Source organism: Natronococcus sp. A-GB7 (genome assembly GCF_029688865.1).
GTDB lineage: Archaea > Halobacteriota > Halobacteria > Halobacteriales > Natrialbaceae > Natronococcus.
Window position 1 is genome coordinate 91,484 of the sequence record NZ_JARUKV010000002.1, and the last position, 23,870, is coordinate 115,353.

21 protein-coding genes are annotated in these 23,870 nt (G+C 67.1%); 13 read left to right on the top strand and 8 right to left on the bottom strand.

Annotated features, from left to right (window positions below):
- Positions 1-4: 4 nt before the first annotated feature.
- The 10 genes from QA609_RS02440 to fdhF all read left to right on the top strand — a co-directional run bounded on the left by QA609_RS02440 (position 5) and on the right by fdhF (position 11,843).
- Positions 5-1,249, top strand: a complete 1,245-nt coding sequence (locus QA609_RS02440; RefSeq protein WP_278300992.1) for an ABC transporter substrate-binding protein — start codon at positions 5-7, stop codon at positions 1,247-1,249.
- An 86-nt stretch (positions 1,250-1,335) separates the two neighbouring features.
- Positions 1,336-2,205 (top strand): branched-chain amino acid ABC transporter permease, encoded by an 870-nt coding sequence (locus QA609_RS02445; protein WP_278300993.1) that lies wholly within the window; start codon positions 1,336-1,338, stop codon positions 2,203-2,205.
- Positions 2,206-3,285 (top strand): branched-chain amino acid ABC transporter permease, encoded by a 1,080-nt coding sequence (locus tag QA609_RS02450; protein ID WP_278300994.1) that lies wholly within the window; start codon positions 2,206-2,208, stop codon positions 3,283-3,285.
- 1 nt (position 3,286) lies between these two features.
- Positions 3,287-4,087, top strand: a complete 801-nt coding sequence (locus QA609_RS02455; RefSeq protein ID WP_278300995.1) for an ABC transporter ATP-binding protein — start codon at positions 3,287-3,289, stop codon at positions 4,085-4,087.
- The gene (locus tag QA609_RS02460; RefSeq protein ID WP_278300996.1) at positions 4,071-4,832 is read left to right on the top strand and encodes an ABC transporter ATP-binding protein; all 762 of its coding nucleotides are present in this window, start codon (positions 4,071-4,073) and stop codon (positions 4,830-4,832) included. Before QA609_RS02455 ends, QA609_RS02460 begins: the two co-directional genes overlap by 17 nt.
- 27 nt (positions 4,833-4,859) lie before the next feature.
- Positions 4,860-5,387 carry a gamma carbonic anhydrase family protein gene (locus QA609_RS02465; RefSeq protein ID WP_278300998.1) on the top strand — a complete coding sequence of 176 codons (528 nt, stop codon included), beginning with the start codon at positions 4,860-4,862 and terminating at the stop codon, positions 5,385-5,387.
- Positions 5,384-6,199, top strand: coding sequence for an enoyl-CoA hydratase-related protein (locus QA609_RS02470; RefSeq protein ID WP_278300999.1), 816 nt, complete (start codon positions 5,384-5,386; stop codon positions 6,197-6,199). The genes QA609_RS02465 and QA609_RS02470 overlap by 4 nt, the downstream gene beginning before the upstream one ends.
- Before the next feature lie 31 nt (positions 6,200-6,230).
- Entirely contained in the window at positions 6,231-7,007 is a 777-nt protein-coding gene (locus QA609_RS02475; protein WP_278301000.1) for an enoyl-CoA hydratase/isomerase family protein, read from the top strand.
- 82 nt (positions 7,008-7,089) lie between these two features.
- Positions 7,090-8,634, top strand: a complete 1,545-nt coding sequence (locus QA609_RS02480) for an NADH-ubiquinone oxidoreductase-F iron-sulfur binding region domain-containing protein (RefSeq protein ID WP_278301001.1) — start codon at positions 7,090-7,092, stop codon at positions 8,632-8,634.
- On the top strand, positions 8,631-11,843 hold the full coding sequence (gene fdhF / locus QA609_RS02485) for a formate dehydrogenase subunit alpha (protein WP_278301002.1): 3,213 nt from the start codon (positions 8,631-8,633) through the stop codon (positions 11,841-11,843). The genes QA609_RS02480 and fdhF overlap by 4 nt, the downstream gene beginning before the upstream one ends.
- An 84-nt stretch (positions 11,844-11,927) precedes the next feature.
- Here fdhF and QA609_RS02490 read toward each other — a convergent pair whose 3' ends face one another.
- From QA609_RS02490 to QA609_RS02515, 6 genes are all read right to left on the bottom strand, one after another.
- Positions 11,928-12,734, bottom strand: a complete 807-nt coding sequence (locus QA609_RS02490; RefSeq protein ID WP_278301003.1) for an enoyl-CoA hydratase-related protein — start codon at positions 12,732-12,734, stop codon at positions 11,928-11,930.
- Entirely contained in the window at positions 12,727-13,617 is an 891-nt protein-coding gene (locus QA609_RS02495; RefSeq protein ID WP_278301004.1) for a 3-hydroxyacyl-CoA dehydrogenase family protein, read from the bottom strand. Before QA609_RS02495 ends, QA609_RS02490 begins: the two co-directional genes overlap by 8 nt.
- A gap of 78 nt (positions 13,618-13,695) precedes the next feature.
- Positions 13,696-15,216, bottom strand: a complete 1,521-nt coding sequence (locus QA609_RS02500) for an amidase (protein ID WP_278301172.1) — start codon at positions 15,214-15,216, stop codon at positions 13,696-13,698.
- A 59-nt stretch (positions 15,217-15,275) separates the two neighbouring features.
- A complete protein-coding gene (locus QA609_RS02505) occupies positions 15,276-15,653 on the bottom strand; it encodes a hypothetical protein (RefSeq protein WP_278301005.1) in 378 nt (125 codons plus the stop codon).
- Between the two features lie 95 nt (positions 15,654-15,748).
- Positions 15,749-17,155, bottom strand: a complete 1,407-nt coding sequence (locus QA609_RS02510) for an OB-fold domain-containing protein (protein WP_278301006.1) — start codon at positions 17,153-17,155, stop codon at positions 15,749-15,751.
- The gene (locus QA609_RS02515) at positions 17,152-18,324 is read right to left on the bottom strand and encodes a beta-ketoacyl synthase N-terminal-like domain-containing protein (protein ID WP_278301007.1); all 1,173 of its coding nucleotides are present in this window, start codon (positions 18,322-18,324) and stop codon (positions 17,152-17,154) included. The genes QA609_RS02510 and QA609_RS02515 overlap by 4 nt, the downstream gene beginning before the upstream one ends.
- Before the next feature lie 108 nt (positions 18,325-18,432).
- On the opposite strand from QA609_RS02515, the gene QA609_RS02520 reads away from it, so the two are divergent.
- From QA609_RS02520 to QA609_RS02530, 3 genes are all read left to right on the top strand, one after another.
- Positions 18,433-19,884: an aldehyde dehydrogenase family protein gene (locus QA609_RS02520; RefSeq protein WP_278301008.1), complete on the top strand. Its 1,452-nt coding sequence runs from the start codon at positions 18,433-18,435 to the stop codon at positions 19,882-19,884.
- 62 nt (positions 19,885-19,946) lie between these two features.
- A complete protein-coding gene (locus tag QA609_RS02525; protein ID WP_278301009.1) occupies positions 19,947-21,104 on the top strand; it encodes an acyl-CoA dehydrogenase family protein in 1,158 nt (385 codons plus the stop codon).
- Positions 21,105-21,147: 43 nt separating this feature from the next.
- The gene (locus QA609_RS02530; RefSeq protein WP_278301010.1) at positions 21,148-21,570 is read left to right on the top strand and encodes a hypothetical protein; all 423 of its coding nucleotides are present in this window, start codon (positions 21,148-21,150) and stop codon (positions 21,568-21,570) included.
- Between the two features lie 143 nt (positions 21,571-21,713).
- Here QA609_RS02530 and QA609_RS02535 read toward each other — a convergent pair whose 3' ends face one another.
- Both QA609_RS02535 and QA609_RS02540 read right to left on the bottom strand, forming a co-directional pair.
- A complete protein-coding gene (locus QA609_RS02535) occupies positions 21,714-22,223 on the bottom strand; it encodes a hypothetical protein (RefSeq protein ID WP_278301011.1) in 510 nt (169 codons plus the stop codon).
- Between the two features lie 304 nt (positions 22,224-22,527).
- Positions 22,528-23,793, bottom strand: a complete 1,266-nt coding sequence (locus QA609_RS02540) for an amidohydrolase (protein WP_278301012.1) — start codon at positions 23,791-23,793, stop codon at positions 22,528-22,530.
- Positions 23,794-23,870: the final 77 nt, after the last annotated feature.

Sequence of the window (23,870 nt, forward strand, 5' to 3'; positions counted from 1 at the left end):
GGATATGTCTGGCAAAGACGTGGGTAGCCCCCACAGTCATACGACCAGCAGGAGCTCCATCTCGAGGCGTACGCTCCTTGCGAGTGGCGCCGCCGTCGGGGCGACGACGGCACTCGGGGGGTGTCTCGGCAGCGAGGATAACAGACTGACCGTCGGGTTCGCCCTCCCGTTTACCGGTACGTACGCGCTGCTCGGCGAGAGCATCGTTGCCGGGTTCGAACTGTTCATCGAGCAACAGGGTGGAGAGATAAACGGGCGGGAAGTCGAGTTCGTCCGACGGGACACCGAGGCCGAGACGAGCCGAGGCGTCGACGTCACCCGAGAGCTGTTGCTCGAGGCCCGGGCCGACGCCATCGTCGGTCCCGTCTCGAGTGCCGTCGCGATGGCGATGATCCAGCCGATTCAGACCGAATCGAGCGCGATCTGGTTCAACGCGAACGCGGGCGACTATCGGGTGACCGCGGAGGGGTGTCCGGAGTACCACTTTCGAACGTCGTTCAACGACTGGCAGACGAGTGCGCCGTTGGCGGAGTTCGTCTACGAAGAGGTCGCCGACAACGTCTGCCTGGCGTACGCCGACTACGCGTTCGGACAGAACTCGAAGGAGTTCTTCAAGGAGGCGTTCGAGGACCTCGGCGGCGAGGTCGTCGAGGAGGTGGGTGCGCCGCTCGGCACCGACGATTTCTCGCCGTACCTCGGCGACATTCAGGGGTCGGGTGCGGACGCCGTCTACTCCTTTTTCGCCGGGGACGACGCCGTCAACTACGTCAACGCGTTCAGCGACTTCGGGCTCAACGAGGAGATGGTACAGACCGGGAGCGGGTTCATGCTCGCGAACGACACGCTTCCAGCGCAGGGGGAGTCGGCGCTTGGAATGTACTCGCTGCTCCACTACACGACCACACATGATACCGAACGCAATCGAGAGTTCGTCGAAAACTACGTCGAAATGTACGACGAGACGCCGAACGTCTACGCCTGCCAGGGGTACGACTCCGCGCAGGCGTTCGCCGGCGCCGTCGAAGAAACGGGGGGGACCGACCCCGACGAGATGGCCGAGAGTCTCGTCGAGATGGAGTTCGACAGTCCGCGCGGAGAGTTCGAGTTCGATCCCGAGACCCACGAGGCGATCCAGAACCTGTACGTCCGGGAGGTCGTCGAGGCCGACGACGGCGAATCCGTCGAAAACGAGGTCGTCGAGACGCTCGAGGACGTCGAGGGGCCCGACTGGGGGTGTAGCCACCGGTAACATGTCGTCGTTCGACCGTTTCACTCCGGCAGCGGTCCGACTCGCATCGCCAGCCGAACACCGATCCGAAGGGAGGTGCCCGCACCATGGTTGAGTCGGTGCTCCGCGCGACGCTTCTTGGACTTCAGCTCGGGATGACGCTGGCGCTGATCGCCGCCGGACTGACGCTCATCTTCGGGATGCTCGACGTGATCAACTTCGCTCACGGCGCGTTGTACATGCTCGGGGCGTACTTCGGGACGGTGATCGCGGGCCAGTTCGGGAGCTTCTGGCTCGCGTTGCTATTGGCGCCGCTGATGGTCGGCCTCGTGGGTGCAGCGATCGAGATTCTCTCGCTGCGTCCGCTGTACGATCGGAATCCGCTGTACCACATTTTGCTCACGTTCGGGATCGCGATCATGATTCAGGGAGCGATCATCCAGATCTGGGGCGCACAGTCGAGACAGATCCCGATCCCTGATCTGCTCTCTGGAACGGTCGCGGTCGGTCCGGTCAACTACCCCGTCTACTGGCTGTTCGTCCTCGGCGTTAGTACGGTCCTGATCGGAATCGTCTGGCTGGCGATCGAACGGAGCGATCTGGGCATCTTGATGCAGGCGAGCGCTCACGACACCGAGATGGTCAGCGCGCTCGGGATCGACGTCTCGAAGGTGTTCACCGGCGTGTTCGTCTTCGGTGCGATCCTGGCCGGCATCGCGGGCGTGTTGCTCGGCGGATCGCGATCGGTGCACCCTGGAATGGGTTTCGGCATTATCATCGAGGCGTTCATCATCGTCGTCATCGGTGGCCTGGGCAGCTTCCGGGGCGCCGTCTACGCGGCGCTGTTGATCGGTCTCGTCACCGCCTACGGAGCGTTGATCGCACCGACGCTGACTGAACTGTTCCTGTTCATCATGATGGCAATCGTACTCATGGCAAAGCCGAGCGGACTGTTCGGCGCAACGGAGGCAGCATAGATGAAATCCGTAGTCGAGTTCTTCGACCGGAGCCAGGCGTCACCGACCGGAAACGAACTGCTCTCGGGCCAGGGACGGCTCGCGGTACTCGTCTCGATCGTCGTCCTCGCGTTGTTCGCCCCGATCGCGAACGCCTACGAGCCGTTCTGGCTGAACATGCTCGTCCGGATGATGATCTTCGCGTTGCTGGCGCTGAGCCTCGATTTCATCTTCGGCTACGCCGGTTTGCTCTCGTTCGGCCACGCGGCGATGTTTGGCGCGGGCGGCTACGCCGCGGCGATGCTCATCACCGACGTTACCGCGAACGCGTTGATCGTGCTCCCGATCGCGATGGTCGTCGGCGCGGTCGTCGCCGGTATCATCGGCTGGTTTAGCGTTCGGGCTCACGGAATCTACTTCGCGATGCTGACGCTGGCGTTCGCACAGATGTTCTACGTTATCGCCTTCACTGATCTGCCAGCAACGGTGCTTGGCCTGGAGTCGTTCACTGGTGGTGATAACGGCCTGTTCGGAATCCAACGCTACGAGACGTTCGGAGTCGACTTCACGTCGACGCTCCTGTACTTCTATCTGACGCTGGCGACGGTCGCGCTCTCGTTCGTGGCCTTGCTTCGGCTCTCGAACTCCCCGTTCGGACGCGTCCTCCAGGGGATCCGAGAGAACGAGGAGCGGATCCAGTTCCTCGGATACAACGTCCAGCGGTACAAGGTGCTCGGCTTCGCGCTCAGCGGTGCGTTCGCCGGACTGGCCGGGGGGCTGTACGTCCCGTTCCAGAGCGTTTCCCACCCCGGACTGCTTCACTGGATGATCAGTGGCGAACTCGTCGTCATGCTCCTGCTCGGGGGACTCGGTACGCTCTGGGGACCGATGCTGGGCGCTGGCCTCGTCATCTTCCTCGAGGAGCAACTCGCCGGCTTCGCGAGCTGGGAGATCATCCTCGGCGGCATCTTCGTCGTCGTGGTGATCTTCGCACCCCAGGGGCTGGCCGGCGCGATCACCTCCGTTCGGAACGATCCGAAAAACGTCGTGACGAACGCGAAACGTGCGATCCGCAACTACGTCGACAAGGTGAGGAAATAGTATGAGCGAAACCGTAACTGCGACTTCGAGCGACATATCGAAAAACGACGCGATCCTCCGGACCGAGGGCGTCACCAAGAAGTTCGGCACGCTGACCGCGATCGACGACGTCTCGATCGAGATTCCCGCCGGCGAGATCACCTCGATCATCGGTCCGAACGGCGCCGGCAAGACGACGCTGTTCAACCTCCTGACCGGAAAGCACGAGCCGACCGAGGGGCGTATCGAGTTCCGGAACGAGTCGATCGGCGGGCTCGCCCCACACGCGATCGTCGACAGGGGGATCGTCCGCTCGTTCCAGATCACGAACTTCTTCGCCGACCTCAGCGCGCTCGAGAACGTTCGGATCGCGACCCAGGCCCACTACACGGGGTTCAGCCCGGGCGATTTCACCAGACACCACGCCTCGCTGGAGGAACCGATCGAGGACGCTCGGGAGGTTCTCGAGCGCGTCCACCTGACCGACGTCGCCCACCAGTCCGCGGCGAACCTCTCGTACGGCCAGCGGCGCCACCTCGAAATCGGGATCGCGCTCGCGGCCGATCCGGAGCTGCTGTTGATGGACGAACCGACCGCCGGAATGAGCCCCGAGGAGACCCACGAAGTGGTCGATCTCATCGAGGCGATCGCCGAGGACGTCACGCTGGTCCTGATCGAACACAACACCGATATCGTAATGGAGCTCTCGGACCAGATCGCGGTGCTCAACGAGGGCGAACTGCTCTCGTGGGGGAATCCGGAGGAGATCAAGGCCGACGAGCGCGTCCAGGAGGCGTACCTCGGAGGTGGTGGCCGTGAGTGAGACCCCGACGGCCGGCCAGCAGGCGGCCGTCGAGGAGCTGATCGCGGTCGACTCAATAAACACCTACTACGGACAGAGTCACATCCTGTTCGACCTCTCGCTGTCGATCGATCGCGGCGAGATCGTCGCTCTCGTCGGTCGGAACGGGGCAGGGAAGACCACGACGCTACGGAGCATCATGGGACTCACCGCTCCGGCCGACGGCACGATCACGAAAAGCGGTGATCCGATCCAGGGGCTCGAACCGTACGAGATCCGCAAGCGCGGAATCTCGTGGGTACCGGAGGAGCGCCGGGTGTTCGGCGGTCTCACCGTCGAGGAGAACCTCCGGCTGGCGGCCAACACCGGCGAGGGAGATCAGTCCGACGAGTTCGGGGAGATCTACGACCGGTTCCCCCGCCTCGACGAGCGACGCGGCCAGAAGTCGGGGACGATGAGCGGCGGCGAACAACAGATGCTGGCGATCGCTCGCGCCCTGCTCGGGCCGGAGACCGACATCCTCCTGCTCGACGAGCCCAGCGAGGGGCTCGCGCCACAGATCGTCGACGACGTCGCCGAGATCATCCGAGACCTCAACGAGGAATCGGACGTGACGATCCTGCTCGTCGAACAGAACGCCGAGATGGCCCTCGAGCTCGCCGACCACGCCTACGTCCTCGAGAACGGCCGAATCGTTCACGATTCACCAGCGACGGACCTGCTCGAGGACCGCGAGGCGATGGAAAGTTACCTGGGGGTCAAATAATAACTTGCCGGCGCACACAGCTGACGTATGCAACGCGCATTCGAAGGCACGAGACCGTCGATCGCCGACTCGGCGTTCGTCTCGGAGATGGCCTACCTGATCGGGGACGTTACCCTGGAGGAGAACGCGAGCGTCTGGCCGTTTACCTGCTTGCGGGGGGATTACGGCCCGATCTCGGTCGGCACGGACTCGAACGTACAGGACTTTACGATGCTCCACGAGGCGACGGTCGGCTCCGGGGTCACGATCGGTCACAACGTCGTCGTCGATCGGGCGACCGTCGGCGACGACGTCCTCGTTGGGATCTCGAGTACGATCCTTCCGGGTGCGACGATCGAGGACGATTGCATCGTCGCCGCCGGCTCACTGATCCGCGAGGATCGAACGGTGCCGAGCGGTCACATGGCCTACGGCGCTCCGGCGGAGATCCGGCCGCTTTCGGAGGACCACGTCGACGAGATTCGATGGTACTGCGAGGAGTATCTGACCCTCGCCGAGCGATATCGTAATGACGGTTCGATCCGTCACGACGAGTACGAGGACGATACCCAATGATAGCGAACACCGAACGCGTACACGACGAGGTGCGGATCGAACACCTCGAGGATCGGGAAATCGCCCGTCTCGTCATGGAGAGCGGGGATTCGTCGCTGAACACGTTTCGCCCGTCGAAGGTCGAAGCGATGGCGACGGCAGTCGAAGCGCTCGCCGGCGAAATCGACTGTCTGATCGTCTACGGCGAGCCGGTGTTTTCCGCCGGGGCGGATCTGCGCGCGATCGAACAGCGGCCACAGGAGATGCGTTCGGCGAAGATCGACGCCATCGCGGCGGCGTCGAACCGGTTCATTCGAACCGTACGGACGTTTCCGGCGCCGGTGATCGCGGCGGTAACCGAGGTCGCTGCCGGCGGCGGGCTCGGGTTTGCGCTGGCGTCCGACCTGATCTACATGCACGAGGACGCCGTCTTCGACACCGCCTACGCGCGGATCGGGCTGACGCCGGACAACGCGACGCCGTTTTTCCTCGTCAAGACGATCGGGCCGTACAAGGCCCGCGAGCTGCTGTTCGACCCCCAGCCGATCACCGCGGCCGAGGCGGTCGAACTCGGCCTCGCCAACGAGTGCTACGAGACGCCAGGAGCGGAGTTCGTCGACGAAGTGACGAGGGATGCGACGAAGTACGCCGAGGGGCCGACCGAAACCCACGCCCGGACCAAGGAGCTCGTCGACACGGTGTTCGCGGGTCGGCTCGACGAACACCTCGAGCGCGAACGAACCGCGATCAAGCAGATGAGCGACTCGAACCTCTTCGACGAGGGACTGGCGGCGTTCTTCGCGGACCGCGAGCCCGAGTGGGCGAGTCAGTAGAATCAAGACGGTTCCACTCGTCTACCGACGCATGACGTTCGACACGCTCGATGTTACCGTCGACGACGGCATCGCGACCGTCAGAATCGACAACGATCCCGTTAACGCGATCGACCAGGAGATGCGCCACGAACTCGCCGAGGCCGTCGACGTGCTCCGGGAGGATCGGGTTCGGGTCGGCGTGTTCGCCGGGACCGCCGACGTCTTCTCGGTCGGCGCCGACGTCGGTCTCTTCGAGACGGCACAGGACTGGACGACCGCCGAGTTCCGCTCGAACTCGCGAGTCCTCGGTCGCGCGTTCGACGGGCTGGAGACGATGGAGAAGCCGGTGCTAGCGGCGATCGAGGGGACCTGCGTCGGCGGCGGACTCGAACTCGCGCTCGCCTGCGACGTCCGGATCGCCAGTCCCGACGCGACGCTCGGCTTTCCGGAGCACAACATCGGCCTCATTCCCGGACTCGGCGGCTGCTCGCGCTTCGTCCAGCTCGTCGGCCCGGGGACCGCCAAGGATCTGATCTTCAGCGGCGAGCTGATCGACGGCGAGCGCGCTCGCGAGATCGGACTCGTCGAACGCGTCGCGGACGACCCCGACGCCGCGGCACAGTCCTACGCGGAGTCGCTGCTCGACCAACCCCCGCAGGCGCTCGGCCTGGCCAAACGGGTCGTCAACGCCGCCCGCGACACCGATACCCAGACGGCGGGCGTCCTCGAGTCGCTCGCACAGAGCACGCTCATCGAAACCGAGGACCACCGCGAGGGGCTCGAGGCGTTCCGCGAGAACCGCGACCCCGAGTTCACCGGCGAGTAGCCGGGCAGACCACCCGACTGCAGCCGCGTGCGCTCGGCGCGGAAAACAACACTTACAGCGGACCGCTCGAGAGACGCAATCGATGGAGCGAAAGAGCGCGTTCGACGCCCGGGCAGTCCTTCGCGTACCCGCGAGTTCGCGATCGATCGGGACGGACGCCGTGCGTGCAACCGTGAGCGAGAACCGTACCCAATCGCCGTCGATCGTCGCTGTCGGTCCGACCGGGATTGCAGCGCTCGATCCCTGCCTCGCGGCGACGCTCGGTGAGCGAACGGCGTTTTTCGCCGATCCCGACCAGGCGTGCACCGAGGACGTCGCCGAGTCGCTGGCACGGAACGAACTCCCGACGGCCGATGCGACGGCCGTCGTCGAACACGATCCCGGAGCGACGACGCTTCCGGGGGGCGAGGACGCCCCGTTCGCCGTCGACCGGGGACGGGTACTGGGCGCCTGCGGATGGACCCGTCCGACCGCGATCGCCGACTACACCGCCAGGGGACCCGTCCTTGCCGACGGCGACGGGGGGGTGCTCGAGCGGGCCGTCGCGAGCGGCCTCCGGGGGCGCGGCCGAGGCGACATCGCGTCGGACGAACCGATCGGCGACTGCTGGCAAACGACCGCGAGCGCCGACGGCGAGCCCGTCGTCGTCGTCCACGCCAACGAAGCCGACCCGCGCGTGAACGTCGATTCGCTGTTGCTCGCTGCGGATCCGCTGGCCGTCCTCGATCCCGCGGTCGCGGTCGCCGACCGCGTCGGCGCCTCGGAGCTGGTCGTCTACTGTAACGAGGACGACGAGCGCGTCCACCGAACTGCGGCCGACGCGGCCGCGCGTCTCGAGGAGGTCGTCGACGTCGATGTCTCGATCGACGTCGTCGCCGGCCCCGACGAGTACGCGGCCGGCGAGCCGACGATGGCCCTCGAGGCCCTCGAGGGTGCGGAGCGGCTCGAGGCGCGACGCCGTCCGCCTGGCCCGGCCGAGTACGGACTGCATGGGCGTCCGACCGTGATCCACACGCCGCGAACGCTCGCGCAGCTTCGGGCGATCGCGCTCGACGATGGCGTCGGTGGCGCCGACGACGACCCCGGAACGCGACTGTTCGAGGTCGGTGGCGACCTCGCCGACTCGACCGTCTTCGAGGTGTCGACCGACGGGGCCCTCGCGACGGCGATCGAACCGCTGGGAATCGACGAACCCGCGCTGGCGTGTGTCGGCGGCGTCTTCGGCGGGCTAACCGAGACGCTCGACGTCTCCGCGAACGCCACCGAGCTCGCGGCTGCGGGCCTCGGAACGAACGGCGCGATCGAACTGTTCAGCGAGGATCGCTGTCCCGTCGCGCTCGCGGGACGGCGCGCGGCCTTCGCCCGCGAGACGAACTGCGGTCGCTGCGTGCCCTGCCGCGAGGGAGCGACGCAGCTGACCGAGCTGCTCCGGTCGACCTACGAGCGCGAGGACGCGATCGACGAGGCCCGAGAGCTGGCCCGCGTGATGGAGCGCTCGAGCCTCTGTGGGTTCGGTCGGGATGCCGCTCGGCCGACGACGACGGCGCTCGAGGCGTTCGAACCCGAGTTCGTCGCCCACGCGAACGGACGCTGTCCCGCCGGCGAGTGTAACGGAGGGAACCCATGAGTTTACAGGATCACCGACAGAGCCACCGCGACCGACCCGAGGTATCGGACGAGCAACCGCTGCCGAGCGTGCCGGACGTCGACGATCCGCAGCCGAGCACCCCGCTGACCGAGGAGTTTACGACGGGAACGGCGAACGATCCCGAGCCCGCGGGCGCCGACGGCCGAACCACGCTCACCGTCGACGGGCGAACGGTCACCGTCGACGACGGCGCGACGATCCTCGAGGCCGTCGAGGCCGCCGGGGCCGACGACGACGTGCCCGCGCTGTGTCACTACGAGGGGAGCGAGGAGATCGGGCCCCGGAGCACCTGCCGGACCTGCGTCGTCGACACCGACGAACACGGGATCGTCCCCGCGTGTAGCCACCCCGCCGAGGAGGGTCTCGAGATCCGAACCGACGACGAGGAAGCCGCGGAGGCCCGGGACGTCAACCTCGATCTGGTGCTCTCGAACCACAACCTCCGGTGTACGACCTGCGGCCAGAACGGGCGTTGCGAGCTCCAAGACACCGCGATCGAGAACGAGGTCGAGGAACCGCGCTACGGCGTCTTCGACGACCGCGAGGAGTACGAACCGCTCGACGACACCTCGCCGTTCATCCAGATCGACCGGAACAAGTGCATCCTCTGTAACCGCTGCGTCGAGGCCTGTAACGACGTCCAGGTCGAGGGCGTGCTCCGGATCGAGGGGACCGGCGAAGACACTCGGATCGCCTTTCAGAACGACGCCGAGGCGATGGTCGACTCGGCCTGTGTCTCCTGTGGCCACTGCGCGACGGTCTGTCCGACGGGATCGATCACGGAGAAGGGGCTCGCCGACAGCGCGACGCTGCCGATTCCCGGCTTCACCCAGAAGAACTCCATCGGAAAGACCGTCGAACCCGAAGGTGCGGGCGAGGCCCACGGCTCGAGCGGGTCCGCCGAGGCCGAAGACGACACCGAACTGTCGGGCGTCGCGGGCGTCATGGAGCGGGCGAAGCGACAAGCGACGGAGACGGTTCGGGAGGCCGGCGAGCGCGCACTTCTCGAGGCCGAACACGCCGGCGAGAGCGTCGCGACGAAGGTTCTCTCGGAGGGACGGATGTTCGACATCGCCGAGTTCGTCGCCGACCGTCGGCTCGACGATCTCGACGTTACCGAGACGACCTGCGGTTACTGCAGCGTCGGCTGCCGGTTCGACGTCTACACCGACGACGAGGAGGTGCTGGGGGTTCGACCGACAGACGCCGACCACGCCCCCGCCAACGACGGGTTCTCGACCTGCGTGAAGGGGAAGTTCGGCTACGACTTCGTCGACAGCGAGGACCGCCTCGAGCGACCGCTCGTCCGCGACCGTGTGAGCGGCGAGCTCCGCGAGGCGAGCTGGGAGGAGGCCCTCGAACGGGTCGTCGACGGACTGACTGGGATCCGTGAGAAACACGGCGCCGACGCGCTGGCCTGCTTCGCGTCCTCGAAGTGTACCAACGAGGAGAACTACCTGCTACAGAAGTTCGCCCGCCAGGTTCTGGGGACGAAAAACGTCGACAACTGTGCGCGGCTCTGTCACTCCTCGACGGTCGCGGCGCTGAAACAGACGGTGGGCTACGGCGCGATGACCAACCGCATCGAGGACGTCGCCAACGCAGACTGCTACCTGATCACCGGTTCGAACACGACCGAGAGCCACCCCGTGCTCGCGACCAGGATCAAGCAGAACGTCCGCGACGGCGCGGACCTGTTCGTCTTCGATCCGCGACGGGTCGGCATCGCCGAACACGCCGACCAGTACACCCGGGTCGAGCCGGGCTACGACGTCGCCTGGATCAACGGGTTGATCCGGTACGTCCTCAAGCACGACCTCCACGACGAGGCGTTCGTCGCCGAGCGAACGAAGAACCTCGAGGAACTCCGGGAGAAGGTCGAGCCGTTCACGCCCGAGGAGGTACGGCGTCTCTGCGGCGTCGAACCCGACGAGCTCGCGACCGCGGCCGAGACGATCGCGACCGCCGACAGCTGCGTGTTCGGCTGGGCGATGGGGATGACCCAACACTCCCACGGCACCCAGAACGTGCTGGCGCTGGCGAACCTCGCGCTCGTCACGGGCCATATCGGCAAACCGAACTCGGGACTCTCGCCGTTCCGCGGCCACAACAACGTCCAGGGCGGGGGTGGCGACATGGGCACGCTGCCCAACAGCCTGCCGGGCTACCAGCCCGTCGACGACCCCGACGTCCTCGAGGTCTTCGAGGAGGCCTGGGGCGACCGACCGCCGAGCGAGCCCGGGCTGACCGTTCCCGAGGTCTTCGATGAGGCCCACCAGGGCGTCGTCCGCGGGATGTACGTGATGGGCGAGAACCCCGCGCTCTCCGAGCCCGACATCGACCACGCCGAGGCCGCCCTCGAGGAGCTGGACTTCCTCGTCGTCCAGGATATCTTCCCGACCGAGACCGCCGAACACGCCGACGTCGTCCTGCCGGCCGCGAGCTTCGCCGAGAAGGACGGCACGTTCACGAACACCGAGCGTCGGGTCCAGCTGGTCCGCCAGGCGCTGTCCCCGCCCGGGGAGGCCCGCCAGGACTGGCAGATCCTCCAGACGATCGCGAACCGACTGGGCTACGACTGGAGCTACGACGCGCCCGCCGAGGTCATGGACGAGATCAGCGATCTCGCGCCGATCTACGGCGGAATCAGCCACGAGCGCCTCGAGCGCGAGGGCGGACTGCAGTGGCCCTGCCGGGACGAGTCCGATCCGGGAACGCCGTACCTCTACGACGAGGCGTTCAACTTCGAGGACGGGAAGGCCCGGTTCGTTCCCGCCGACCTCGGTGAGCCCGGCGAGCTGCCCGACGAGGAGTATCCGCTGACGCTGACGACCGGGCGCGTCCTCTATCACTTCCACACGGGGACGCTCACCCGCCGCGTCGAGGGGATCATGTCCCACGTCGGCGAGAGCTTCGTCGAGGTCCACCCCGAGACGGCCGCCCAGCTCGGCGTCGCCGACGGCGAGGACGTCCGCCTCGAGTCCCGGCGCGGCTCGATCGAGGTGACCGCGCAGGTAACCGACCGTCCCGATCGGGGCGTCGTCTTCATGCCGATGCACTTCGCCGACGGCGCGGTCAACGAGCTCACCCAGGAGACGTTCGACCCGATCAGCGGGATTCCGGAGTTCAAGGTCTCGAGCGTCCGACTCGAGGCCGCAAGCTGGAGACCGACTCCCGCGGACGACTGACGCGGATCGACGGCCTCGATCCCACACGGGTGACCCTCGAACGGCGAAAAGCGGAACGGATGGGAGAAGAGACGTCGACGCCAGCTACTCGCCGGTGAACTCGGGGTCGCGCCCCTCGAGGAACGCCTCGATCCCCTCGTCTTTGTCCTCGGTGGCGAACAGCTGAACGAACAGTTCCGCCTCGTAGTCGAGCCCCTCCTCGAGGCCGGTCCGGGAGCTGGCCTTGATCGCCTGCTTGGCGAACTCCAGCGCGATCGGGCTCTTCGCGGCCATTTTCCCGGCGAGTTCGTAGACGCGGTCGTCGAGGGCCTCGGCGTCGTGGACCTCGTCGACCAGGCCGATCTCCTTCGCCTCGGCGGCGTCGATCAGCTCGCCCGAGAGCACGAGCTTCATCGCCTGGCCCTCGCCGACCAGGCGGGTGAGCCGCTGGGTGCCGCCGCCGCCGGGCATGATCCCGAGGTTGATCTCGGGCTGGCCGAGCTTCGCGTCCTCCTGGGCAATCCGGACGTCGCAGGCCTGTGCGAGCTCGCAGCCCCCGCCCAGCGCGTGGCCGTTGACGCGGGCGATCACCGGGATCGAGGCGTCGTCGACGGTCTCGTACACGCGGGGTCGCTCGCTGGCCTCGCGCTGCTCGACGACGCCGCGATCGGCGAACTCGGTGACGTCGGCGCCGGCGACGAACGCGCCCGACCCCTCGCCTCCCGTAAGCACGAGGACGCGAACGCGGTCGTCGTCGTCGGCTGAACGGACGGCGTCCTTGAGCTCCGTGCGAACCTGGCCGTTGAGCGCGTTGCGCGCGTCGGGGCGCTCGATGGCGACCGTCGCGACCCGGTCGGCGCGCTCGCCGACCTCGACCGACAGCAGCTCGTACTTGTCTTCGAGCTCAGTCATCGTCCTCACCCCAGTCGCCGCTCGTGCCGACGCGCTCGCCGTCCTCCCAGAGGTAAAAGCCCTCCCCGGACTTCTTGCCGAGATTGCCCGCCCGAACCTTCCGGCGAAGCGTCTGTGGCGGTTTGAACCGCTCACCTAGCTCCTCGCGAAGGTGCTCGGCGATGTGCAGGCGAACGTCGAGCCCGACGAGGTCGGTCAGCTCGAGGGGGCCCATCGGGTAGCCGTAACCGATCTTCATCGCCTCGTCGATATCGGCGGGACTGGCGACGCCCTCCTCGACCATCCGGATCGCCTCCAGCCCCGTCGCGACCCCGAGCCGCGAGCTGGCGAAGCCGGCCGTGTCTCGGACCACGACGTCTTCCTTCTCGAGCCCGCGGACGTACTCGATCGCCGTCTCTTCGGTTCGGTCGTCGGTCTGCTCGGCGATCACGATCTCGACTAAGTCCATGATGTGGGGCGGGTTGAAGAAGTGCAGCCCGACGGCGCGCTCGGGCCGCTCGAGCGCGCTTGCCATCTCGGTCACCGACAGCGAGGACGTGTTCGAGGCGATGATCGTCTCCACACCCGTCGCGTCCTCGACGTCCGAGAAGACCTCCTTCTTGAGATCCATGTCCTCGGGAACCGCCTCGACCACCAGGTCGGCGTCGGCGACGGCCCCGGCGAGGTCGGTCATCCCCTCGATCCGCTCGAGGGCGTCCTCCATCTCCGCCTCGGTGACCTTGTCCCGGTCGACTCCACCCTGGAGGTTCTCGCGAATCCCCTCGAGGCCGTCCTCGACGAGGTCCGCCTCGATATCCCGAAGAACGACCTCGTGGCCCGCCATCGCGGACACCTGCGCGATTCCGTGTCCCATGCTTCCGGCTCCGAGTACCGTGACGTGCATACGCGAACCCACTCGCGAGACAATGAAAAGTGTTCCCATCCCACCTCCCGCCCGTTCGGAATGGGCCGGCGAGGGCGATCAGGCGTTCCAGTCGACGCGTCGCTCGACGGCCCGACCCGCTCGCAGCACGGTCCTATCGTCGAACGCCTCGCCGACGAGCATCAACCCGACCGGGAGCCCGTCGCTCGAGCCCGCGGGTACCGAGAGCGCGGGGTGGCCGGTGGCGTCGAACGGCGCGGTGTTTTCGAGCATGTTCACCGCTCGCTCGAGGACCTGGAGCCGCGAGGGGTTCTCGAGACGCTCGTGGGCCGTCTGGGGCGTCGTCGGCATCGCGAGGACGTCGACGTCGGCGAGGGCCTCGTCGTAGGCGGCCGCGAGGTCGAGCGCGAGGTTCCGGGCTCTGGCGTAGAACCGACCGTGATACTCCTCGGCGAGGTACTCCCCGAGCGCGATTACGAGCTTGACCGTCGGCGGGAACTCGTCGGCCCGCTCCCGACGCGCCCGGCCGAACGCCGCCATCAGCTCGGTGTCGTAGTAGCCGTTCCCGAAGGAGCCGATCCCCTCGCCCGCGATCGTCGCGGTCGTCTCCTCGATGGCGATCCCGTTCCAGATCGCGAGCCCGTCGCGGTGCATCGGCACCGACACCTCGTGCAGCTCGGCGCCCGCATCGGCGAGCTCCTCGAGCGCGCCGGTGACGGTCTCGTCGACGCCAGGTTCGCTCTCCTCGCGGTCGAACCCTTCCTCGAGGACGCCGATCGTGAGATCGGCGGGATCGGTTTCGAGGTCCTCGGCGTACGGCTCCGTCGGGACGGCACCTTGGCGCGGGTCCAGTCCGTCCGCGCCGGCGATGGCCTCGAGCGTGCGGGCGCAGTCCTCGACCGACCGAGCGAGGGGGCCGGCGTGGTCGAACGACCGACCGAGCCCGACGATCCCGGTGTAGGGGACGAGCCCGTAGGTCGGCTTGTGTCCGACGCAACCACACCACGCGGCCGGAATGCGGATCGAGCCGGCCTGATCGGTACCGATCGCGACGTCGACGTCGCCGTTGACGACCGCGGCGCCCGACCCACTCGAGGAACCGCCAGCGAGGTGGTCGGGATCTCTCGGGTTCGGGACGGGACCGTGGGCCGACAGCTCGCCGCTGCCCGAGAACGCCATGTCTTCCATGTTGAGCTTCCCGGTGATCGTCGCACCCGCCTCGAGCAGCCGCGTCGCGACCGTCGCGTCCGTCGATGGAACGTACTCCGAGAGCATCGCGGAGCCACAGGTCAGCCCGATCCCGGCGAGGGAGACGCTGTCCTTCAGTCCGACGTCGTACCCCTCGAGGAGTCCGTCGCCGTTTGCGGTGCCAGATACCGAGCAGCGCCTGACGAAGGCATTACACGGGTTCTCGTCGTCGTCCGGGACGGATCCGGACCGATCGGGATCGGCAGGTGCCGTCGGCTCCGACGGCGAGAGCGCCGCGAGTCGCTCGTAGGCGTCCAGCAGTCCGGCAGCGGCGGCCGCGAGGTCCTCGCGTTCGGCGTCGGAGAGATCGACGTGGTGGACCGCGGCGTACCGCTCGAGTTCGTCCGGGGTCGGCGTTCGAAGGTCGCGTATATGTCACCCATTCACACGATACCGATAAGCATATCGGTGAGCCACGGTCAAACCGGACCTCACGTCTCCTCGAGCGGTCGGATTCGCTCGTACAGCCGTTCCAGGCGCTCGTGTCCGTAGACCCGTACCGTTCGGCTCCGAGAGTCGTACTCGAGGACCCCGACGTCGGCCAGTCGCGGCAGGTGTCGGTGACGGAGGTCCGTGGCGAGCACCTCCCGCTCGGGCCGTCTGCGCTGTCGCCGCTCTAGCTCGGCGAGGACGCCGTCCATGACCGCCTCGAACGACGCGGCGGTCGTATCCTGATCGAACAGGTACGCGAGCAGGCACCGTCGGCGCTCGTCGGCCAGTACCTCGAGGAGTTCGTCGAGCGATCGCGCCTCCGTTCCATACGGGCTCCCCGAACCCGTTCCCCCACGTTCGTCACAGTCGTCCGTCATTTTTCTGCGTGTATCTCGTACATTGTTATCGCACTAAAGGCAGCGGTTCCGTCGGTTCTTGCAGTCGACGCCGACGACCGAGCGCGTTCGGGACGCTACTCGGCCGGTTCGAACTTCGCGCCGTACCGGGGCACCCCCTCCTGGGTGTAGATCTTCCGAATCGTCGGTCGAACCGCGTCGCCGACCGCGACCGACTCCGGATCGACGTCGGTGAGCTGGGCCGGGAGCGTCACCGTCCCGTCGCCGGCCTCGAGCTCGACGATCGCGACCGCGTAGGCGCCGTCCCGTTGCTGCAACTCGGCGAACTCCGGGGGTGCACCGCCCTGGCCGATAACCGTCACCGCGCGTGTCGTCCCGGTCCGGGACGCCTCGACGGGCTCGAACTCGACGCGGGCGTGACACTCCTGACAGGCGCCCTTCGGCGGGAAGGTGACGCCGCCACACTCCGGACACTCGCCGGCGACCAGACGGTAGCGCTGCTCGAGCGAGCGCCGCCAGTTCGGCAGGCTGACGTTCGCGCCGCCGCCGGCGACCTCGCCGTCGACGACGTACCCCCGCTCGCGGAGGTACGTCGCGTACTCGAGGGACTTGCCGTCCTCGAGGTCCTCGAGACCCGAGACCGGAAGGGATCCCTCGCAGGCGAGCGCGGCCGCGGTGCCGCCGCCGAGGAAGACGCCGAGCGTCGCGTCGTCCTCGGCTTCGGCCAGCGCCGCGAGCAGCCCGATCGGCACCGTCGCCGCGCCGGCGTCGCCGATGCGGTCGGCGACGGTGCCGGCCGCCACCGCCTCGCCGGAGACGGGGATATCGCCCGTGATGCGGTAGGGGAGCCCGCCGTCTGGCTGGTGAACCGCCGCGGCGCCGACGCCCTCGAGGTCGACCTCGAGGGCCGATGCGGTCTCGGTGACGGCCTCGCGAAGCGCCGTCCGCTCGTAGGTCGTGATGTCGAGGGAGCCGACGTCGCGCTCGCCGCGCTCGCGAAACCGGACGCCGGGCGTGTGGTCGTTGTGCCACGCCACGTCGCGGATCGTGACCGCGGGATCGTCGTCGATCACGAACGCCGCCGCACCGGCGCCCATCGCGTGGTCGGCGTCGGCGGGCTCGCCTTCCGGACAGTCCGCGGCGACGACCAGCACGGGACCGTCGGCGTCGAGCGCGCTCGAGAGCGCCTCGGCGCCGGCCGCGGCGTGCTGGGTGGCCGTCACGCTCGCGACGTCGGCCGGGAGGTCGAGCGCCCGGACCAGCTGCGGGACGAGATCGCCCTCCTCGAGCGGAGGCGTCGTCGTCGCGACCGCGACGGTCTCCAGCGTCGCGCGGTCGAGCGCGGCGTCCTCGAGGACTCGCCGGGCCGCCGCGATCGCCATCGTCAGCGCGTCTTCGTCGGCCGCCGGGACGGCTTTCTCTTCGACGCCCGAGGCGTGGTTCGTCCCCCACGCGGCCTCGACTTTCTCGCTCTCGAGTCTAAATCGGGGAACGTAGGCGCTACCCGCGACGATCCCCCTCATGCTTCCACCTCCTCGCGCTCGAAGACGTGAACGGTGACCCCGCCCCCGCTGCCGCCGACGTTGTGGGTGAGTCCGTACCGGGGATCGTCGACCTGGACGTAGGCCTCGCCGCGGAGCTGCTTGAAGGCCTCGACGACCTGCCCGGTTCCGGTGGCGCCGATCGGGTGGCCCTTCGATTTGAGCCCGCCGCTGGTGTTGGTCGGCAACTCGCCGTCGGGATCGGTGACGCCCTCCCGCAGGAGTCGGCCGGCCTCGCCGCGCTCGCAGAAGCCCAGATCCTCGTAGGCCAGCAGCTCGGCGATGGCGAAACAGTCGTGGACTTCGGCGAAGTCGAGCTCCTCGGGGCCGATGCCGGCCTCCTCGTAGGCGTCTTCGCCCGCGCGGACGCTCGCCGGGATCGAGGTCAGCGACTCGCGCTGGAAGAGGCCGACCCGCCCGCTCGAGGCCCCGGCGCCGGCGACCCGGACGAGCGCGTCGCCGTACTCGCGGGCGACGTCCTCGCTGACCACGAGGACGGCGCTTGCGCCGTCGGTCGTCGGACAGCAGTGATAGAGGTTCAGCGGGTCCGCGACCGCCGGCGCGGAGACGGCGTCCTCGAGCGAGCACTCGAAGCCGAGGTGGGCCTTCGGGTTCTGTGCGCCGTTGCCGTGGTTCTTGACCGCGACGCGGCTCAAGTCCTCGGTGGTCGTCTCGTACGCCTCCATGTGGGCGCTCGCCATCTGGGCGTAGACGCCCGCGAAGGTGGTCCCGCTCATGCGCTCCCACTCGGTCTCGCCGCTGACGCCGAGCCACCAGCGCGTGTGGTCGGAGCTGGCGTCGGTCATCACCTCGTAGCCGCCGGCCAGCGCGACGTCCGCCATCCCGGATCGGACGGCGGTGACGGCCTGGCGGAACGCGTAGCCGCTGGCTGCGCAGGCGTTTTCGACCCGCGTGGTCGGGACGCCGTGGAGGCCGAGGTGTTCGGTCACGGCCGGCCCCGAGAGGCCGATCTGGCGCCCGCCGACGCCGAGCGTGCCGAGGAACGCTTCGTCGATTTCGTCGGGCGAGAGCTCGCCGTCGACGCTGTCCATCGTCGCGTCGAACGCGTCGTCGAACAGCGAGAGGTACGTTCGTTCGGGGAAGGAGCCGAACGCCGACTGTCCGGCTCCGAGTATGTATGCGTCTCGCATGGATCGAACTATCTGCCGGGGTAACTTATAGCTACCCACCGCCGCTCGAGCGGCGACCCCTGACGGTTCCGTACGTTTTTTATCGGGGTGTCTACTATCCACGTCCGCATGAGCTACGACGGCCCGACAGACCTGTATATCGATGGCGAGTGGACCGCAGCCGAGGCGGGCGAAACGTTCGAGACCGAGGATCCGGCGACCGAGGAGCCCTACGCGACCGTCGCCGAGGGTGCGGAAGCGGACGTCGATCGCGCGGTCGACGCCGCGGCTGCAGCCGCCGAGCGCGACGCCGAGTGGCGCTCGCTGGCCCCCAAGGAGCGAGCCGCACACGTCCGCGCGATGGCTGACGCGATCGAGGAACGCAAGGACGAAATCGTCCTGGTCGAGTCCCACGACAACGGGAAGACCCCCTTCGAGGCGACGCTTGACGTCGACATGGTGATCGACACGTTCCGGTACTACGCGGGCTGGGCCGACAAGGTCGAGGGCGACGAGGTACCCGTCCCCGGCGATCGGCTGAACTACACCGTCCGCGAACCCGTCGGCGTCACCGGCCACGTGATCCCCTGGAACTACCCCTTCCAGCTCGCGGGTCGCAGCCTCGCGCCGGCGCTGGCCTGCGGGAACACGGCGGTACTGAAACCCTCGAGCACGACGCCGCTGTCGGCGCTGTACTACGCCGTCGCCGCCGAGGAGGCGGGGATTCCGGACGGCGTCGTCAACGTCGTTCCGGGTCGGGGGAGCACCGCCGGCAACCGGCTGGCCGAACATCCCGACGTCGACCACATCGCCTTCACCGGCAGCACCGGGATCGGCAAGGGCGTCATGGAGCGAGCCGCTCAGAACGTCACCGGCGTCACCCTCGAACTCGGCGGAAAGGGGCCGAACATCGTCTTCCCCGACGCCGACCTCGAGGACGCCGCCGCGGGCTGTCACTACGGCATATTCATGAACGCGGGCCAGATGTGCTGGGCGGGATCGCGGCTGCTCGTCCACGAGTCGGTCCACGACGAGGTCGTCGAGAAGGTCGTCGAGCGCGCCGAGGGGACGCCGCTCGGCAGCGGGATCGACGACGACGGCCGAATGGGGCCGACGGTCAGCGAGGACCAGCAACAGGAGGTCCTCGACTACATCGAGACCGGGAAAGCAGAGGGCGCCACCGTCGCTACCGGTGGAGGCGTTCCGGAGAACCCGGATGTCGGCCACTTCGTCGAGCCGACGGTCTTCACCGACGTCACCAACGACATGACGATCGCTCGGGAGGAGATCTTCGGACCCGTTCTCTCGGTCATCGAGTTCTCGGACCGCGAGGAGGCGATCGAGATCGCCAACGACTCGCCGTACGGACTGATGGCGGGAATCTGGACCTCGGATCTCGAGACCGCACACGGCGTCGCCGACTACCTCGATTACGGGATGGTGAGCATTAACGAGTTCCCGGTCACCCAGCCTCAGACGCCGTTCGGCGGCTTCAAGCAGAGCGGCTACGGCCGCGAGCAGGGCACCGAGGCGATCCACGAGTACACCCAGACGAAAAACGTCAACGTCAACCTCGAGTAGCGGACCGCGGCTCCGACCGCCTCGAGAACTTTTATAGTGGTGTGTGCCGCGTGTAGGGGTGTATGACGCTTATCGAGAACGCCCTCTCCGAGGAGCACCGGGAGTTTCGCGACCGGGCCGCGACCTTCGCCGAGGAGGTCGTCGAACCCGAGGCCGAACGCATCGAGAACGAGGACGAGTTCCCCCGAGAGGTGATCGAAGCCGCGGGCGAGCGCGGTTTGCTCGGCATCCTGCTGCCCGAGGAGTACGGCGGCGAGGGATCGGACTTCCTCTCGTACTGCCTCGCGGTCGAGGAGATCGCCAAAGCGAGCGGTGCGGTCGCCGAGACGATCCAGGGCCACACGTTCGCCGCGCTGCCGATCGCGAACTTCGGCACCGAGGCCCAGAAGGAGGAGTGGCTCGAGCCGATGGCCAGCGGTGAGTCGGTCGGTGCGATGTTGCTGACCGAACCAGACGCGGGAAGCTCGCCGACCGAGCTGTCGACGGTCGCACGGGACGACGACGACGGCGGCTACCTCATCAGCGGCGAGAAGTCCTTCGGCACGAACGCGGGCGTCGCGGACGTCCACCTCGTCGTCGCTCGCAAGCGGCCCGCTCCCGAGGAGAGCCACGGCGTGAGCGTGTTTCTGGCACCGAGCGCCGACGAAGCCGACGGGTTCGAGTTCGACCGAACGGAGTTCATGGGGATGCGCGGCCACGTCACCGGTGATTCGACGTTCGAGGACGTTCGCGTCGGTGAGGGCGCGCTCCTGGGCGAGGTCGGACACGGCTTCCGCATCGCCATGGGGACGATCGACATGGCCCGGACGGGACTGGGCGCTATCGGGACGGGGATCGCCCGGGCGGCCTTCGAGGAAGCCCTCGACTACGCCGGCGACCGCGAGCAGGGCGGCCAGGCGGTCGGCGAGTACCAGGCGGTGCAGGTGCTGGTCGCCGACATGGACGCCCAGCTCGATTCGGCCCGCCACCTCGTCTACGACTCTGCGACGGCGATCGCCGACGGCGAGGGGAACACGCGCAAGTCGAGCAAGGCGAAGTACGTCGCCAGCGAGGCCGCGGAGTTCGTCACGCGGAACGCGATTCAGATCCACGGTGGGAAGGGGTATCGGACCGACCTTCCCCTCGAGCGCTACTACCGCGACGCGAAGATTCTGAGCATCATCGGCGGCACGACCGAGATCCAGAAGACGACCGTCGCGGGCGAGGCGCTAGGACTGTAACCTCGCCGCGAAACTTTTGTACCGAAGCGCCGACGTCCGGAGTGTGAGCGAGATACGGACCGAGCGGGACGTCGTCGATGTCCACGTCTACATGAACCCGTTCTGGCGGATGACCGACGACGCCAGAGCGACGTTTCGGGAACACGCCGCGGCGTTCGATCGAACACTCGAGCTCGCCCGGAACCCCGAGGCGTTCGTCGACTACCTCGACGACCAGGGCATCGCGACCGCGGCGATCATCAACTACGTGAGCCCGATCCTGGGGTACACCCACGACACCAACGAGTGGGCTGCGTCGTTTCGCGACGCGGCACCCGACCGCGTCCTCGCCTTCGGCGGCTTCGATCCGCGGGTTGCCGACGACCCCGACGCCGAGATCGAAACCGCGCTCGAGGAGCTGCCGCTTTCGGACACCACGCTCGATCGCCTGCTTCGAACGAACGCCCGATCGCTGTTCGGACTGTAGGTGGTTGCCGAGGTCCCGTTCCGCTCGATCGTATACGATCGGTGCAAACGCTACCCGTCGCTGCGATGCGAGGCAATCGGAGGGCCGAACGGATCCTCGTGAACGCCGGCAGGACAACCGATGCGGTACGACCGCGAGGGAGCTCAGTCGTTCGACTCGCTTCCTCGCTCGTACCGAACGTCGACCCACGCTTCACTGCCGGATTCCGGACCGGTAGCCAGCGGAACTTCGTCGACGAGGCTCGTCCGGACGCACTGTTTCCAGGCATCCATCGCCGTCGCGTGGTACTCTTCGACCGTTTCCTCGTCGACGTCGTCCCCGCGGTCGCTGCGGGCGATCGATCGCGACTCCCGTCGCGTCGGAACCGAAACGCGCGTTCGATCCCGGTCGTAGTCGCCGTGGACGTGAACGAACGCCTCGGGAGCCAGCTCGATCGGGAGGGCAGTTCCATCCGACGGAGTGCTCGGCCGATCGTCCGAAACGGAGCGTGTCGCTCGCACCTCGTCCTCGAGTGGCGCCGAAACGCGGAGCACGTGATCGCGACGTTCGGGTCCGTCACGTCGGTTTCGCTCGAACGCTTCGACGATATCCGCGGGGTCGACGACGACGGTTTCGATTCGGTCGACCGTCGTCCGGGGTGTGGATGACGCCATTCCGATCGTACCTGTGTTCCGGAAGCGCTTATATTCACTGCCGAGCAGCGACGGATCCCTCCGACTCGACGGTGTCGATCGATTCTGGACTCGAGGACCGCAAATCGAACTCTCGGCTCGTACCCCGCTACGGAGTCGAAGGCGGCGTCCACCGACAGCCCTCCGTCGCGAACGAGGCGGCCGCTTGCCCGATCCGTGAGACCGCGGTTCCCGCTCCCCCTCGAGGAAGCGAGCGGACGGTCGCTCCGAGCGAACGGGACGGGTGGACGGGGGCGCACTGACGCCCTCGGGCGCGGTCGTACCGTCAGTTTAGCAAAGAGAGCGCCGTCCGTGAGAGAACGGAGACGCCGATCGGAAGACAGTCTTCATCGATATCGAACGTGGGCGTGTGATGGCCGCTGGGATTGCTCGCACCGATACCGATGTACGTCGCTTTCCCGCCGCTCTCGGCGACGGCTTTCATCAGGTAGGTCGCATCTTCGCTCGCTCCGAGTGCGTCCCTTCGGCTGGGCGACGTAACCGCGTCGATCTCCACTGCAGTTTCATAGACGACGTCGACCATCTCCTCGTCGCAGTCCTGCCGTATCGATTCGCCGATGACCGTAACGTCCAGTTCGCAACCGTGCATCCCTGCAGCGTGCTCTAACCGCTCGTATACGGCTTCTTTCATGTACTCCATCAACTGCGTCGAGCCACCTCTCACCTCCGCTTTCGCGGTCGCCGAATCGGCAATTACGTTCGCCGCGTTCTCCGATCGGATCTCGCCGACGTTCACTCGAGTCACACCGTCCTCGTGACGGGGGATCGAATACATGTTGTCTGCCGCAGTGACTAGGGCCTGAACGGCGTTCTGACCGTCGTTCGGGGCGAGGCCGGCGTGTGCGGACTCTCCCTCGAATGCGATGTCGAACCGAGAGAGGGCAAGTGCTTCGTCGAGACCGGCGACGACGGCTCCGGTTTGCCTACCGAGTCCGACGTGTACCCCCATCAGACGATCGAGGTCGGCGACGTGTTCGGTGTTCGCCATCGCCTTCCCGCCGCCGAGCAACTCTTCGGACGGCTGGAAGAAGACCTTGAACGTTCCGCTGAAATCCCGGTTCGACAACTCCTCGAGCGCGCCTAGCCCGAAAGTGATGTGAGCGTCGTGACCGCAGGCGTGCATGAACCCATCATTCGTCGAGCGGAACCCCTCGGCGGCCGGCGCGTGATCCGAGTCGGTCGATTCGTCGATCGGGAGCGCATCGATATCGACGCGCAGGCCGACGCAGGGCCCCTCTCCGTTATCGATGACTGCGACGACGCCGGTGTTACCTCCGGCTACTTCGTCGAGAACAGCGTGGTCGTCGAGCTCGTCTTTGGCCCTTTCCATCCAGGATGACAGTTCTTGCTCGTCCGGAACGCCGAGTCGCTGCTCGCTGTCGATCGCATCGGGTCCGACGTGTATCTCGTCTACGCCGATCCGCTCGATTTCTTCGACGATCTTTGCCGTCGTCCAGAACTCACACCAGCCCGGCTCGGGGTTTCGGTGAAACAGCCGCCGCAACTCTCTCAGGTCTCCGTTCTCTGGCATACGATAACAGGGTTTCAGCACACATTTATATGTTATTTAAATATTCCTACCACTATTCGGTAGTACACTGACGACTG